This is a genomic window from Kitasatospora sp. NPDC091276 (assembly GCF_040684355.1).
Lineage (GTDB): Bacteria > Actinomycetota > Actinomycetes > Streptomycetales > Streptomycetaceae > Kitasatospora.
This window is the reverse complement of the sequence record NZ_JBFBFU010000018.1, coordinates 1-15981: the sequence shown is the minus strand read 5'-3', so window position 1 is coordinate 15981 and position 15981 is coordinate 1. Positions and strand designations below refer to the sequence as shown.

General features: G+C 75.7%; 8 protein-coding genes. 5 read left to right on the top strand and 3 right to left on the bottom strand.

Annotation, left to right across the window (positions count from 1 at the left end; all coding sequences use genetic code 11):
• Positions 1–9 precede the first annotated feature (9 nt).
• Together AB0O19_RS22480 and AB0O19_RS22475 are read left to right on the top strand one after the other, a co-directional pair.
• On the top strand, positions 10–5604 hold the full coding sequence (locus AB0O19_RS22480; RefSeq protein WP_363621740.1) for an amino acid adenylation domain-containing protein: 5595 nt from the start codon (positions 10–12) through the stop codon (positions 5602–5604).
• Positions 5601–8873, top strand: a complete 3273-nt coding sequence (locus AB0O19_RS22475) for an amino acid adenylation domain-containing protein (protein WP_363621738.1) — start codon at positions 5601–5603, stop codon at positions 8871–8873. The genes AB0O19_RS22480 and AB0O19_RS22475 overlap by 4 nt, the downstream gene beginning before the upstream one ends.
• 53 nt (positions 8874–8926) lie before the next feature.
• Here AB0O19_RS22475 and AB0O19_RS22470 read toward each other — a convergent pair whose 3' ends face one another.
• Complete coding sequence (locus tag AB0O19_RS22470; protein WP_363621736.1) at positions 8927–11977, bottom strand: AMP-binding protein; 3051 nt, start codon at positions 11975–11977, stop codon at positions 8927–8929.
• A 147-nt stretch (positions 11978–12124) separates the two neighbouring features.
• Between AB0O19_RS22470 and AB0O19_RS22465 the strand changes: the two genes are divergently transcribed.
• Both AB0O19_RS22465 and thrS read left to right on the top strand, forming a co-directional pair.
• A complete protein-coding gene (locus AB0O19_RS22465; RefSeq protein WP_363621734.1) occupies positions 12125–12856 on the top strand; it encodes a leucine-rich repeat domain-containing protein in 732 nt (243 codons plus the stop codon).
• A gap of 199 nt (positions 12857–13055) precedes the next feature.
• Positions 13056–14351 (top strand): threonine--tRNA ligase, encoded by a 1296-nt coding sequence (gene thrS / locus AB0O19_RS22460; protein ID WP_363621732.1) that lies wholly within the window; start codon positions 13056–13058, stop codon positions 14349–14351.
• Here thrS and AB0O19_RS22455 read toward each other — a convergent pair.
• The gene (locus AB0O19_RS22455; protein ID WP_363621730.1) at positions 14345–14755 is read right to left on the bottom strand and encodes a VOC family protein; all 411 of its coding nucleotides are present in this window, start codon (positions 14753–14755) and stop codon (positions 14345–14347) included. The genes thrS and AB0O19_RS22455 overlap by 7 nt on opposite strands.
• Positions 14756–14850: 95 nt before the next feature.
• Between AB0O19_RS22455 and AB0O19_RS22450 the strand changes: the two genes are divergently transcribed.
• Entirely contained in the window at positions 14851–15378 is a 528-nt protein-coding gene (locus AB0O19_RS22450; RefSeq protein WP_363621728.1) for a MarR family transcriptional regulator, read from the top strand.
• A gap of 7 nt (positions 15379–15385) precedes the next feature.
• On the opposite strand, the gene AB0O19_RS22445 is transcribed toward AB0O19_RS22450, so the two are convergent.
• Entirely contained in the window at positions 15386–15826 is a 441-nt protein-coding gene (locus tag AB0O19_RS22445; protein WP_363621726.1) for an NlpC/P60 family protein, read from the bottom strand.
• Positions 15827–15981 lie beyond the last annotated feature (155 nt).

Sequence of the window (15981 nt, the reverse complement as noted above, 5' to 3'; positions counted from 1 at the left end):
GGACCGCCGATGACCGACACCCAGGACCCGCCCGCCGACTGGTCCGCCGCCAAACGCGCCCTGCTCGCCCAGCGACTGCGCGGCGCCGCCGCGCCCCGGCGCACCGTCGAGCCGCGCCCCGAGGGCAGCGCACCGCCGCTGTCCAGCGGGCAGGAACGGCTCTGGTTCATGGACCAGTTCACACCGGGCGGGACGGCCTACGCGCTGGCGCCGGCCCGCCGGCTGCGCGGGCCGCTGGACCGCCCGGCGCTGGACCGCGCCCTGGCCGACCTGGTGAACCGCCACGAGGGCCTGCGGATGTCGTTCCCGACCACGGAGCACGGCACCGCCGAGGTCGCCATCGCCGAACCGGGGCCCTTCCCGGCCGAGTTCGTGGACGCGGCCGACGATCCGGACCCCCGGCGAAGAGCCGCCGACGAGATCGGCGCGCTGGTCGCCCGCCCCTTCGACCTGGCGCGCGGCCCCCTCCTGCGGGCGCTGCTGGTCCGGCTCGCCGACGAGGACCACGTGCTCGCCCTGGTGATGCACCACATCGTCTGCGACGGCTGGTCCATCGACATCCTCAACCGCGAACTGGACGCGCTCTACGCCCGGCACGCCCACCGCACCCCCGCCGAACTCCCGGAGCTGCCCGTACAGTTCGGCGACTACGCGCACTGGCAGCGGGAGCGGCTGGCCGGCGGCGCGCTGGCCGCCTCCCGGGACCACTGGCGTGCCGAACTCGCCGACGTCCCGGCACTGGAACTGCCCGTCGACCGCCCGCGTCCGCCGGTGCTCACCTTCGACGGCGCCGCCCTGGAGCTGCACTGGAGCCCGGAGCTGGTGCGGGCCGTCGCCGAGTGCGCCCGCGCCCACGGGGCGTCGACGTACATGGTGCTGATGGCGGGCCTCCAGGTGCTGCTGGGGCGGCACTCCGGGCAGCGGGACTTCGCCGTCGGCTCGGCGGTGGCCGGCCGCCTCCACCGCGAACTGGAGGGCGTGGTCGGGGCGTTCGTCAACATGCTGCCGATCCGGGCCCGGCTGGAGCCGGGGCAGAGCTTCGCGGGCCTGATCGGGCGGGTGCGGGAGACGACGCTCGACGCCTACACCCACCAGGAGGTGCCGTTCGAGCAGATGGTGGCGGACCTGGACGTCGAACGGGACGTCAGCCGCTCGGCGGTGTTCCAGGTGACCTTCGCCTTCCAGAACTACGGGGACCGCGCCGCCTCCACCGCGCCCGCCGCGGCGGCGGAGGGGTTCGGCTACGAGGCCACCACGACCCACGCCGACCTCGCCTTCTACCTGCGGGAGAAGAAGGACGGCGGTCTCTACGGCCTGATCACCTACCGGACCGACCTCTTCGAGGCCGACACCGTACGGCGGCTCGCCGAGCGCTTCGAGGTGCTGATGGCGGCGGCGACGGCGGATCCGGCGCAGCCCGTCGACGGCCTGCCCATGCTGACCGGGCCCGAGCGCCGGGACGTGGTCGAGCGCTGGGCGGCGGGCCCCGAACTGCCCGCGCCCGAGGCCGGTCCCGGGACGCTGACCGGGCTGCTCGCCGAGGCGGCGCGCGGCGCGGGCGACCGCCCGGCACTGGTCTTCGACGGCCGCACCCTCTCCTACCGTGAACTCGAAGCCCGGGCCACCGGCCTGGCCCGCCGGCTGCGGGCGCTGGGCGTCGGCCCGGACGACCGGGTGGCGGTGTGCCTGGAGCAGTCCCCGGAACTGGCGGCGGCCCTGGTCGGCGTCCTGAAGGCCGGCGGCGGCTACCTGCCGCTGGACCCGGAACAGCCGCCCGCGCGGCTCTCCCACCTGGTGACGGACGCGGGCGTGCGGGTGCTGGTCACGGACTCGCGGCTGCGGACGGCGTTCGCCGGCTACGACGGCGCCGAGCTGCTCGTCGACCGGGAGCCGGTCGGCGAGGGTCAAATCCTGCCGGACGAGGCCCCGTTGGCGGAGGCGTCCGGGCCGGACGACCTCGCCTACGTGATCTACACCTCCGGCTCGACCGGGCAGCCCAAGGGCGTGGCGGTGCAGCACCGCCAGATCCTCAACTACCTGGCCGGCGTGCGGGAACGTCTGCGGATCGAGCCCGGTGCGGCCTACGGGCTGCTGCAGTCCCTGTCCTTCGACTTCAGCATCACCATGCTGTACCTGGCGCTGACCACCGGGGGCCGGGTGCACCTGCTGCCGCGCCGCATCGCCGGTGCCGAACTCGCCGAGCGCATCGAGGAGTCGGGCATCGACTACCTCAAGATGACGCCGTCGCACCTGGCCGCGCTGACCGCCGACGTGGACGTGGAGCGGCTGCTCCCGCGCCGGGCCCTGGTGCTCGGCGGCGAGGCGTCGCCCTGGGCCTGGGCGGCGGACCTCGCCGGCCGGGGCCGCTGCGCCGTGTTCAACCACTATGGGCCGACCGAGGCGACGGTCGGCGTCACCGTCCACGAGGTCCTGCCGGGCCCGGCGGGACCCGGCAGCACGCCGATCGGCACCCCGCTCGCGGGCGCCCGCTGCTACGTACTGGACGAGGCCCGCCGACCGGTGCCGCCCGGGGTGGTGGGCGAGCTCTACCTCGGCGGGGACCGGCTCGCCCGCGGCTACCTGGGCCGCCCCGACCTGACGGCGGAACGTTTCGTCGATGACCCGTTCGCCGACGGGCGGATGTACCGCACCGGCGATCTGGCCCGCTGGCGGCCGGACGGCACGCTGGAGTACCTGGGCCGCGCCGACGACCAGATCAAGGTCCGCGGCTACCGGGTCGAGCCCGGCGAGATCGAGGCCGCGCTCACCGCGCTGCCCGGCATCACCCAGGCGCTCGTGACGCTCCGCGGCGAGGGCGTCCGCCAGAACCTCGTCGCCTACCTCGAACACCCCGGCGCCGCCCCCGCCCCGACACCCGCCGAACTACGGGAGGCGCTGGGCGCCGTCCTGCCGGACTACCTCGTCCCGGCCCGCTACGTCGTCCTCGACGCGCTGCCCCTGCTGGCCCACGGCAAGGTCGACCGCAAGGCGCTGCCCGAACCCGAGGACCCGGCGCCGACCGGCGGACACGTCGAACCCGACGGCGAGGCCGAGACGGCGATCGCCGCGATCTGGGCCCAGGTGCTGGGCGTCGAACGGGTCGGCGCGCTCGACGACTTCTTCGACCTCGGCGGCCACTCCCTGCTCGCCACCCAGGTCGTCGCCCGCCTGCGCCGGGCCTTCCCTGAGCTGCCCGCCCCCATCGGCGTGATGGACCTGTTCACCCACTCCACCGTCCGCCGGCTCGCCGCCCTGGTCGCCGACCCGACCGCCGAACGCGGCTCCGGCGGCCTGCTCCACCGGCTCACCCCGCCGAGGCCGCGCACCACCGCAAGCGTGGTCTGCGCCCCCTACGGCGGCGGCAGCGCGCTCATCTACAAGCCGCTCGCCGACGCCCTGCCCGAGGACTGGGCGCTGTACTCGATCGCCGTCCCGGGGCACGAACTCGGCGAGGAGGCGATGGACATCGACGAGGTCGCCGCGACCTGCGCCCGCGAGATCGTCGAGAACGTCCCCGGCCCGATCGTGCTGTACGGGCACTGCGGCGTCGGCGTCCGCCTGGCCGTGGAGATCGCCCGGCAGGTCGAGGCCGCCGGCCGGGAGATCGACGCCGTCCACCTCGGCGGTATCTTCCCCTTCGCCCGCCCCCGGGGGCGCGGCGCCGCCGTCGGCGAACGCTGGGCCGACCTGACCGACCGGTTGCGCAACGACCAGGGCATGATCAACGCGCTGGCCGCCGCCGGGCTGGACACCGACGAGGTCGACGCCGAGCAGCTGCGGCTGATCGTGCGCAACCGCCGCACCGGCACCAAGGACGCCGAACGCTACTTCACCCGGCTGTTCGACAGCGAGGACGGCCGGATCAGGGCCCCGATCATCGCCGTCTGCGGCGAGCGCGACCCGGCGACGGACTTCTACCAGGAGCGCTACCGGGAGTGGCACCGGCTCACCGACACCGCCGCGGTCGTCGTGCTCGACGAGGCCGGCCACTTCTACCTCAAGTACCGGGCCGCCGAACTCGCGGAGATCCTCACCCGCGTCCACCGCTCGATCGCCGACGGCCAGGAGGAACGGCACCACCGGAGCGACGGCGCGACCTGGTGGCTGGCCGGGCTCTCCCGGGGCGACGGCGCGCCACGGGCGGAGCAGGCCCCGCTGCGACCGACCATGCGCCGCTTCCTCACCGTCGCCTCCGGGCAGCAGGTGTCGATGATCGGATCGGCGCTCACCGAGTTCGCCCTCCCGGTCTGGATCTACCTGCGCACCGGCTCCCTGGCCCAGTTCGGGCTGCTGGCCGCCTGCGGACTCGTCCCCGGCATCCTCGCCGCACCGATCGCGGGCGCCGTCGTCGACCGGGGCGACCGGCGCCGGATCATGCTCTACGGCGACCTCGCCGCGGGCGCCACCCAGGCGCTGCTGCTCCTGCTCCACCTCACCGGAAGCCTCCAGGTCTGGCACGCCTACGTGCTCATCGGCGTGCTCTCCACCGCGCTCACCTTCCAACGGCTCGCCTGGAACGCCGCGGTGCCCCAGCTCGTCCCCAAGCGCTACCTCGGCCGGGCCAACGGCCTGGTGCAGATGGCCTTCGGCCTCGCCCAGTTCCTCGTCCCGCTGTTCGCCGTCGGCCTGCTCGCCGCGATCGGGCTCGGAGGCATCCTCACCCTCGACGTCGTCAGCTACGCCGCCGCCCTCGCCGTCACCCTGGCGGTGCGCTTCCCCGACCTGATGGGCGCCAGCCGGCGCGAGAGCGTCTCCGCCGAGATCCGCGAGGGCTTCCGGCGGGCCCTCGGCAGCCGGCACTTCCGGGCCATGCTGCTGTTCTTCGCGGTGCTGAACATCTTCCTCTCCCCGCTGTTCCTGCTCACCACCCCGCTGGTGCTCTCCTTCGCTCCGCTCGCGGCGGCCGGCTGGGTGTCGACGGCGGCCGGCCTCGGGGCCGTACTCGGCGGGCTCACCCTGCTCGCCTGGGGCGGGCCGCGCCACCTGCGGCTGCGCGGGGTGCTGCTCGCCACCCTGGCCCTGGCCGGGGCGTGCCTGGTCACCGGGCTGCGCCCGTCGCTGGTCGTGGTCGCCCTCGGCGCGTTCGGCATGGCCTTCGGCCTGGCCCTGGTCAACGGCGTCTACGCGACCATCGTGCAGACCAAGGTGCCGCTGCGCTTCCACGGCCGGGTGATCGCCGTGAACACCATGGTCGCCTGGTCGACCCTGCCGGTCGGCTTCGCCCTGGTCGCCCCGCTCGGGCCCCGGCTGCTCCAGCCGCTGATGGACCACGACGGCGCCCTGGCCCCGACCGTGGGCCGGCTCATCGGCACCGGCGACGGCCGCGGCATCGGGCTGCTCTACCTGCTGTTCGGCCTCGCCATGGCCGCCCTGGTGCTGGTCTGCCTGGCCGTGCCCGTGCTGCGCCACTTCGACCGGGACGTCCCCGACGCCGAGCCCGACGACCTGGTCGGGCTGAAGACCCTCCAGGACCGGGCCGCGACCGCTCCTGCCACCCCTGCTGCCCCCGCTGCCCCCGCTGCTCCTGCCACCCCTGCTGCTCCTGTCGCTCCCGCTGCCCTTGCCGCCCCGCGCCGCTCCGAGACCGAGGTGACCGTCCGGTGACCACCGCCATCCACCCGCTGACCGGCGAACAGCGCCGGCTCTGGTTCCTCCAGCAACTCCACCCGGACGACGCCGGCTTCAACATGTACCTCAACCGGCGGTGGACCGGGCCGATCGACCCGGAGGCCCTGCGCACCGCGCTGCACCGGCTGACGGCGCGGCACGAGATCCTGCGCACCCGCTTCGCGCTCGGCGCCGCCGCAGGGCCCGCGGCCGCGGACGGCGAGGAACCCGTCCAACTCGTCCAGCCCCCGGCCGAGATCGACCTCGCCCTGGTCCGGCTGCCCGAGGGCGCGGCCGAGGCCGAGTTCACCGACGCCTGCCGCCCGTACGTCAACGCGCCCTTCGACCTCGCCGCCGGGCCGCCGCTGCGGGCCGCGCTGATCAGCGCGGGGGAGGGGGAGCACGCGCTCTGCGTCGTCGTCCACCACATCGTCTCGGACGGCTGGTCGTTCCGGACGATGTGGCGCGAACTGCTCGCGCTCTACCGCGAGGCGATCGGCGAGGCCCCTGCCGAGCTGCCGGAACTCCCGCTCCAGTACGGCGACTTCGCCCGCGCCGAGCAGGCCAGGACGGCCGGCGGGGCGGGCGAGGAGGCGTTCCGCTACTGGGTGGAGAGGCTGGCCGGCACCGGGGCGTTGCGCCTCCCGCTCGACCACCCGAGGCCGGCCGACCCGGCCCGGCCCGCCGGGTTCACCACCGTCCGCCTCGACCCCGAACTGACCGCCGCCCTCGACCGGTTGGCGCGACAGGAGCGGTGCACCCCGTTCATGGTGCTGCTGGCCGGGTACCAGTACGTGCTCGCGCGCTGGACCGGCTGCCGGGACTTCGTGGTCGGCACCCCGCTGGCCGGCCGCAACGAGGCCGCGCACGAGGCGCTGCTCGGCTACTTCAGCCGGACGGCGGTGATCCGGGCCGACCTCACCGGCGACCCCGACACCGGGGACCCCGACTTCCGCACCGTGCTGCGGCGCACCCGCTCGGCCACGCTCGCCGCCCTGGGCCACCAGGACGTGCCGGTCGAACGGCTCGCCGGCCACCTCGGCCTGCCCGCGGAGCCCGGCGCCGGGCCGCTGTACCGGGCCGTCTTCGTCCACCAGAGCCAGTACGACCTGGCGGGCGGCCCCGGCGCGCCCGCCCTGCCCGCGGGCGTCCGCACCGCGAGCATGGACTCCGGCTTCGAGCAGGCCAAGACCGACCTGCTGCTGGACAGTTGGCGCACCGCCGACGGCGGGATCGCGCTGTCCTTCTGCTTCGACCGCGAGGTGCTGGACCGGGAGACCGTCGAGGCCCTCGGCCGGCGGTGCCGCGCCCTGTTCGCCCGGGTGGTCGACGACCCGCAGCTCCCGTTGCACGGGGACTGGCTGGTGGGGCCCGAGGAGCGGGCGGAACTGCTCGCACTGGGAGCGGGCCCGGAGGCCCAGGAGGCCCGGACGGTGCTGGAGCGGTTCGCCGAGCAGGCCGCCGCCCGCCCGGACGCCCCGGCGCTGGAGTGCGACGGCCGGAGCCTGACCTACGGCGAACTCGACCGGCGCTCCAGCGCGTTGGCGCGACGGCTCGGCCGGGTGGCGGGCCGGGTCGTCGCGGTGTCGATGCCGCCCTCCTTCGACCTGGTCGTCGCCCTGACCGCGATCTGGAAGGCCGGCGCCGCCTACCTGCCGCTCGATCCGGCCCACCCCGAGGAACGCCGCCGGCTGATGGTGCGCGAGGCCGACGCCGCCCTGGTCCTCACCGGCGTCGACCCGGCGATCGACGGCCCCGGCCACGACGGTCCCGACCACGCCGACCCCGACCCCGGGCACGCCGACCCCGTCCCGTCGGACCCCTGGGGCCCGGCCTACGTGCTCTACACCTCCGGCTCCACCGGCGCGCCCAAGGCCGTCGCCGTCGACCACGCCGCGCTGGCCGCGCGGGTGGCCTGGATGGCCGGGCCCGACGGCTACGCGCTCGGACCCGCCGACCGGATCGTCCAGTTCGCCTCGCTCGGCTTCGACACCCACGTCGAGGAGCTCTGGCCCGCGCTCGCCTCCGGGGCCTGCGTCGTCCTGCTGCCCGGCGGCGGCCGCACCCTGCCCGACCTGCTGGGCGGCCCGCACGGCGACACCGTCACCGTGCTCGACCTGCCCACGGCCTACTGGGAGGAGCTCGTCGGCCTCGGCGAGCAGACCCGCTGGCCGGCCGCGCTGCGCCTGCAGATCCTCGGCGGCTCCCAGGTGGGCGCCGACGCCGTCGGCCGGTGGCGGCAGCGGCACGGCGACGCCGTCCGGCTGGTCAACACCTACGGCCCCACCGAGGCCACCGTCATCGTCACCGCGACCGACCTGACCGCCGCGGACACCGCCCGCCGGCCTGCGCTAGGCCGCCCGCTGCCCGGCGTCCGGCTCCACGTGCTGGACGAGCGCGGTGCCCTGCTGCCGCGCGGCTCCGAGGGCGAGCTGTACCTCGGCGGCGCCGGGCTGGCGCGCGGCTACCTGGGCCGGCCCGACCTGACGGCGGCCGCCTTCGTGCCCGACCCGTTCACCGCCGACCCGTTCACCGCTGACCCGTCGACCGCTGACCCGTCGACCGGCGACCCGCTCACCGTGGACCCGCTCACCGGCGGCCGGATGTACCGCACCGGCGACCGGGTCCGCTGGCGCACGGACGGGCAGCTGGAGTACCTGGGGCGCGGCGACGGCCAGCTGAAGCTGCGCGGCTACCGGATCGAACCCGCCGAGATCGAGTCCGCCCTGGCCGCGCACCCGGCCGTCGCCCAGGCCGCGGTGCTGCTGCGCGACGGGCGGCGGCTGCTGGCGTACGCGGTGCCCCGCCCGGGCGCCCGGCCCGGCCCGGCGGAGCTGCGCGAGCACCTGGCCCGGCGGCTGCCCGCCTACCTGGTGCCGGACGCCGTGGTGCTGCTGGACCGGCTGCCGCTGACCGCGAACGGCAAGCCCGACCCGGCGGCCCTGCCCGACCTCGAACCGGCCGCGGGGGCCCGCTACCTCGCGCCGCGCACCGACGCCGAACACCTGGTCACCGAGCTGTGGCAGGAGGTGCTGGGCGTGCCCAGGGTCGGGGTGCTCGACGACTTCTTCGCGCTCGGCGGGGACTCCCTGCTGGTCACCCGGGTCGCCGCGCGGATCCGGGCCGGGCTCGGCCTCGACGTGCCGATCCGGGACGTCTTCGAGAGCAGCACCCCGGCCGTCCTGGCGGCCCGGATCGAGGCGCTGCTGATCGCCGAGATCGACGGCCTCACCGAGGCGGAGGCCGCCGGCCGGCTCACCGGCTGAGGGCACGGCCGGCGGCCCCCCCCCGCCCCCAGCGCGGGGGCGGGGGCCCCGGTTCACACCCGCGCGGCGCCGGCCAGCGCGGCGGCGAGGTCCGCGGCCAGCGCGTCCACCGCCTCGGCCGTGAAGGCGTGCTCGTTGTACCGCAGCCAGCAGCGCAGCGAGCCGTCCGGCTGCTCGGTGACGGCGAGCTCCGGCACGTGCCGGTCGCCGCCGGGCAGCGGGTACGGCACGGTGGCGTTGCGCGGCAGCTCCCACGCGGCGCACGCCACTCCGGGCAGCTGTGCCGGGGCGCTCCAGCTCTCGTACCGCAGCCAGGCGGCGAACGGGACCAGCGGGCTGAACTCGGCGAAGGGGTACAGCTGGTGGTCCAGCGCGGTGGTGGCGGCCGTGCGGACGCGGTCCAGCAGTTCGGCGAACCCGGGCTCCCCGGCGGCGTCCACCCGCAGCAGCAGCGACTGGACGAAGCAGCCGACCGCGCGTTCCGCCTCCGGCCTGGTGCGGCCGGGCACCGGGGTCATCAGGACGAAGTCCCGCTGTCCGCTGCGGGCGGCCAGCAGCCCGCTCCACACCGCCGCCATCGCGAGGAACGGGGTGGCCCCCAGCTCCGCCGCCCGGGCCCGCAGCGCGCCCGCCCGCTCGGCCGGCACCTCCAGCGTCCGGACGGCGCTCAGCACCACCTCGGTGTCCTGCCGCCCGGGGAACGGGTCGATCGCCGTGGGGGCGCCCGCGAGCGCCGTCGCGAAGTGCGCCCGGGTGGCCGGCCAGTGCGCGTTCGACCACTCCACCAGCTCCCGGTACGCCGGGCCGGGCCGGGCGGCCGGCGCCGGGCGGCCGCCGCGCAGCGCCGAGTACAGCACGCCCAGGTCGCGCAGCAGCACGCCCAGCGACCAGCCGTCGGCGACGATGTGGTGGACCGCCAGCATGACGACGTGGTCCCCGGGACCCCGGCTCACCACGGCGAGCCTGGTCATCGCCCCCGAGGCCAGGTCGGTCAGCCGGTCGCGTTCGGCGACGAGCCGGGCCGACACCTCCGCATCGCTCGCGCCGGGGGCGTCCAGCAGCACCACGTCCGCGCGCGGCTCGTCGTCGAGCACGGCCCGCAGCACCCCCGGTTCGGCGTCCGGCACCGGGACGAACCTGGTGCGCAGCGCGGGGTGGCGGCGGATCGCCTGGTGGAGGGCGTCGGCCAGGGTGTCCGTCCGCAGTTCCTCCAGCACCCGGAACATCACCGCCACCGAGCCGACGTTGCGGCCCGCGGCCTCGGCCATCCAGCGCAGGAAGTTCTCCTGCTGCGCGGTGAGCGGGAGCTCGTGCGGCTGGGCGCGCAGCGAGCGCAGGAACGCCGTCGCCTCGGCCTCCACCGGCTCCACCGGCCCGGCGGAGCCGGTCGAGGCCACCGCCTGTTCCAGCCAGGCGGCCTGGGCCCGCAGTGAGGGCCGCTCGAACACCAGGGCCGTACCGGCCGCCACGCCGAACTCGGCGGAGATCGCGGCGGCCAGCTGGACGGCCCGGAAGGAGTCCCCGCCGAGCGCGAAGAACTCCTCCTCCACGGCCCGGACCGGCCGCCCCAGCACGCCCCGCCACAGCTCGGCCAGCGCGCGCTCCCGGGCGGTGGCCGGTGCGGTGCCGGCGGTGGGCACGGGCTCCTCGAACCTGGCCCGGAGCCGGTGCTTGACGACCTTTCCGCTGGGGTTGCGCGGCAGCGAGTCCGTCACCAGCAGGCGTACGGGCAGTTCGGCCCGGGCGAGCCGCTCGCCGAGGAAGAGCCGCAGCCCGTCGAGGTCGATCCCGCCCGGGAGCGGGACCACGGCCGCCACCGGCACCTGGCCCATCACCGGGTGCGGCAGCCCGAGCGCGGCCGCGTCGGCGACCTGCGGGTGCTCGTGCAGCACCGCTTCGATGCGCAGCGTGGAGACCTTCAGCGCACCGGACTTGACGATGTCGCTCTCCCGGTCGACCAGGTGGAGGTAGCCGTCCCCGTCCAGCCGGCCCAGGTCGCCCATCCGCACCCAGCCGTCGCGGAACACGGCGCCGGAATCCGCGCCGACGTACCCCCGGGGCGGGCCCGGCTGGCGCAGCCAGAGCTCGCCGGTGTCGCCGGGCGCGACGGGCTGCCCGGCCTCGTCCAGGATCCGCAGGTCGGCCGGGTCGGTGGGGCGGCCGACCGAACCGGGGCGGCCGGCGTCCACGATCGCGGAGATCTGGGCGGGGGAGGCCTCGGCGGAGGTGTAGGTGTTGACGACGGTCGCCTTGGGCAGGGCGGCGCAGAGCCCGGCGGCGACGGCGGGCGGGAGCGCGGCGGCCGAGGAGCTGACCAGGAGGACGCTGCTCAGGTCCCGGCGCTCGGCGATCCCGGAGTTCAGCAGTTCCACCGCCATCGACGGCACCAGGAAGACGGTGCCCGCGCCGTACTCCTCGACCACTCGGCCGAACTCCTCCGCGTCGAAGCGCGGCAGGCAGATCGTGGCCGGCTGCGCGGTCAGCGCGTTCACCAGGACGACCTGGGCGGCGTTGGTCCCGATCGGGAAGGCGTGCACCGCGTAGCGCGAGTGCGCGTACGGGCGGGGGCGGGGGTTGAGGACGAGCCCGGCGGTCAGGCTGGCGTGCGCGGCCCGGACGCCCTTCGGGGTGCCGGTGGTGCCGGAGGTGCCGATGATCTGGGCGAGGTCCCCGGGAGCGGCCCGATGCGGCGGTTCGTCACCGCTTCCCTTGCCGTCACCGCTGTTCTCCAGGCCGTCGAGGGTGAAGGCGGGCAGAGCGGTGCGCGGCCCGTTCCCGGCTATCGCCCAGCGCGCCCCGGCGGCGTCGACGAGCCGCGCGACGTCCGCCCCGGAGAGGTCCGCGCGGATCACCAGCCCCGCCGCGCCCGCGTAGTGCGCGGCCAGGAACGCCACGGCGTACGCGTCCCACTCCCGGTTGTCGAGCAGCAGCGCCACCCGGTCCCCGGGCCGTACCCCGGCCCGGGCCAGCCCGTGCGCGGCCCGCACCGCCCGTTCGCGCCACCGGCCGTAGGTGAGGCTGCCGCCGCCCGGCACCAGCAGCGCCTCCCGGTCGGGGTGCAGCGCCGCCCGGTGGTCCAGCAGGGCGGGGAGGGTGAGGGGCACGGGGACGGGCTGAGCGTTGATGACGACTCCCGGAGGGGCTGCTGACCGCTGAGTGATCCAGAACGTATCGGAGCAGTGAAGGAAGGCGCCAGATCCGTTCACATGTCGTCACGACCGCCCGTCGGCAGCGGGCGCGTGGACGGGACAATGACGGGCGTGACCGACGTGACGCTGAACCTCTGGCGCCGGCCCCTCGGCGCGGTGCCGGCCGAGGTGTGGGACCGGACCGACCTGACCGTGCTCATCCTCGCCGAGACCGGCCTGACCGAACTGCCTCCCGAGGTCGGCGGGTTGCGACGGCTTCGCACCCTCGACCTCGGGCACAACCGGCTCACCGGCGTGCCCGCCGAACTGGGCGAGCTGACCGGGCTCGCCGACTTCCTCTACCTGCACGACAACGCGCTGACCGCACTGCCGGCCGCGCTCGGCCGCCTCACCGCGCTGCGCTACCTCAACGTCGGCGACAACCGGCTCACCGAACTTCCCGCCACCATCGGCGACATGACCGCCCTGGTCGAGCTGCGCGTCCAGCGCAACCGGCTCGCGGCGCTGCCCGACCGTCTCGGCGAACTGACCGCCCTGCGTGAACTCTGGCTGTGCGGGAACCACTTGACCACCCTGCCGGACACCTTCGGCGGCCTCACCGCGCTGCGTGAACTCGAACTGCGGGACAACGCGCTCGCCGAGGTCCCGCCGGTGCTCGCCGGGCTGCCGCTGCTGCGCCGGCTCGACCTTCGGGGCAACCGGATCACCGAACTGCCGCACTGGCTGGCCGAACTGCCCGCACTGGAGAAGCTGGACCTGCGGTGGAACGAGGCGCGCCCCTCGCCGCGACTGCTCGGCGCGCTCGACGCGCGCGGCTGCGCCGTCCTGTTCTGAGCGGCCGCGGATAAAGATCACCACGGCGGTCGGCGCCCTGTTATCGTGGATCTCATGAAGCGCGCTGCACTCGCCACGACGACGCCGGAGAGAGTCCCGGTGCGCTGACTGCTGACCTAGTCCGAAGCCCCGGGGCGAGTGCCCCGGGGCTTCGCCGTTTCCGGACCACTCGCCCGCAGATCCGAGTGGAGACCACCCCATGCACGACCACGCCGCGCACGACCGCCCTGCACACGACCACCCCGCGCACGACCACCGCAAGCTCGGCCGCGAACTCGACCTGTTCGACACCGACCCGCTGATGGGCTCCGGCCTGCCCTACTGGCTGCCCGACGGCGCCGCGATCCGGCACACCCTGGAGGAGTTCATCCGCGAGCGCGAGCGGCGGGCCGGCTACCGCCACGTGTACTCGCCGGTGCTCGGCAAGCGCGAGCTGTACGAGATCTCCGGCCACTGGGCGCACTACCGCGACGACATGTTCCCACCCATGGAACTGGGCTCGGAGGAGATGGTGCTCCGGCCGAGCCTCTGCCCGCACCACGCCCTGATCTACCGCTCCCGACCCCACAGCTACCGGGAACTCCCGCTGCGGATGGCCGAGTTGGGTGGCATGTACCGCTCCGAACTGTCCGGCGTGCTGGGCGGGCTGACCAGGGTCCGGGCGATCCAGCTGAACGACGCGCACGTGTTCTGCACCCCGGAGCAGGCCGCCGACGAAGCCGTCGCCGCACTGGAGCTGATCCGCGCGGCACACCGCGCGCTCGGCATCGAACCGGTCTGCTACCGGCTCTCGCTGCCCGGCGCGGGCGGCAAGTACGTGGCGGATCCGGCCCTCTGGGAGCGGGCCACCGCGCTGCTCACCGACGTGCTGGAACGCTCCGGCGTGCCGTTCGAGGCCGCGGAGGGCGAGGCCGCCTTCTACGGGCCGAAGATCGACGTGCAGATCGCCGACGCCGCCGGGCGCGAGTTCACCCTCTCCACCGTGCAGATCGACTTCCACCAGCCCGAGCGCTTCGGCCTGCACTACATCGGCCCGGACGGCGCGAAACACCGGCCGGTGATGGTCCACCGCAGCGTGATCGGCAGCGTGGAGCGGGTGGTCGCCCACCTCATCGAGCTGTACGGCGGCGCGTTCCCGGCCTGGCTCGCCCCGGCGCAGGTGGTGCTGCTGCCGGTCTCCGAGGGCGAACTGCCGCAGGCCGAGCGGCTCCGGCGGCGCTGCCTCGACCTCGGGTTGCGCGCCGAGGTCGCCGGGCCCGGGCACGGCAGCCTGGGCGCCCGGATCCGGGCGGCGCGCCTGGTGCCGTACCAGGCCGTGATCGGGGCCCAGGAGGCCGTGGACGACCGGGTCGCGCTGCGGCTGCGGGACGGCCGCCGGCTCGAACCGCTGCCCGCGGAGGAGGCGTGGGCCAGGATCGGCGCGCTGGTGGCGGCGTGCAGCGCCGACCTCTGGGCGGACGACCCCGCGCGCCGGTCGGGCGGGGCGGCTCAGTAGGACTGGAGCTCGATCAGATGGCCGTCCGGGTCCCGCAGGTGGGCGCTGCGCAGGTTCGGGCCCCACCGGGGCCGGTCGGCCGGGCCGACGACCGGGGCGCCGCCGTGGCGCAGGCAGAGGGCGAACGCGTCGTCCACGGAGGCCACCCTGAAGACCAGCATCGCGGCGTCCTGGGCGGGGGCGGCCGGGCGTTCGGGCAGGCCGGTGGTGCCCAGGGCGGCGGCCATCGCGGCGCGGTCGAAGAGCACCAGGACGGCCTGCCCGTCGACGTCCCAGTTGGCGTAGGGGCCGTCGGGGGCGCCCTTGACCAGGGCGGCGCCGGTGAGGGGCGGCAGGACCGCCCGGTAGAACCCGAAGCACTCGGCGAAACGGGTCACGAGCAGGCGGGGGTACAGGGCGTCCACGGTCGAAGCTCCCGGGTTCGGGGATTCAGCGGGTCGGATCAGTCGGATATCAGTGGGTCGGCACCCACTATAGGGATGAACCCTAGACTGACGCCATGGCCCCCGAACCCCCGCTCCCCGAATCCCCGCTGCCCGCCCCTTCCCTGTCCGACCCTCCCCTGTCCACTCCCTCCCTGCCGCCGACGCTGCTCGACCTCAGTACCTACCTGCTCTCCCGGATCGGCCGGACGGCACGGGGCCGCCTCGCCGAGCAGCTCGCCGAGCACGGCCTCCGGCTCTGGGACATGGCCGTGCTGGCCGCGCTCGCCGACTTCGGGCCGCACGCCCAGCGGGACCTGGTCCAGCGGCTGGGCATCGACCCGAGCGACCTCGCCAAGGTCGCCGACCAGCTGGCCGCCGCCGGGTACGTCGAGCGCGTCCGCGACCCGGCGGACCGGCGGCGGGTCTCGGTGTCGGTCACCGGCGCCGGGCGGGCGCTGCTCGCGGAGCTGGACGCCCGGGCGCGCGCGGTGCAGGACGAGGTGCTGGCGCCGCTGGACGCGCGGGAGCGGCAGTTGCTGCACGGCCTGCTGCTGCGCGTCCACCAGGGACACCAGGGGTCGGGGGAGCGGCGCGGCCTCTGAGGCCCGCTCAGCCGGCCGGCCCGGGGCGGCGGGCACCGGCGAACTCGCCGGCCCAGCGCGGGACGTCGAGGACGTGCTCGACCCGGGCGACCGGCGTCCCGGTGCGCTCGGCGTGGATCATCGCGCCGTCGCCGACGTGGATCCCGACGTGGTGCAGCGGCGCGTCCGGGCGGGAGAAGAACAGCAGGTCGCCCGGGGCGAGGGCGTCACGCTCCACCGGGGCGCTGCGGTGGAACTGGGCGACGGTGTAGTGCCCGAGCTCGACCGTGCCGTGGCTGGCCCGGTACCAGCAGTAGAGGGACAGGCCGCTGCAGTCGAAGCCGACCGTGCTCTCGCCCACGCAGACGCCGTCCAGGTAGCCGTTCTCGTCGTCGCAGAAGCCGAGGCTCGCCCCCAGCCGGTCACCGCCGCCCCAGGCGTAGGGCACGCCGAGCTGGGCGGTGGCCACCTCGGCGACCCGGCGGCCCAGGGCGGCGGACGCGGGCGCCGGGGTGGCCGACCGGGTTGTCGCGGTCGCGGTGGGGGGGGGGGGGGGGGGAGCGCGCGCCGGGCCGGGGGGGGGAGCGGCCCCCCGCCGCCCCCCCGCCCCCCCAGCGGGGCGCG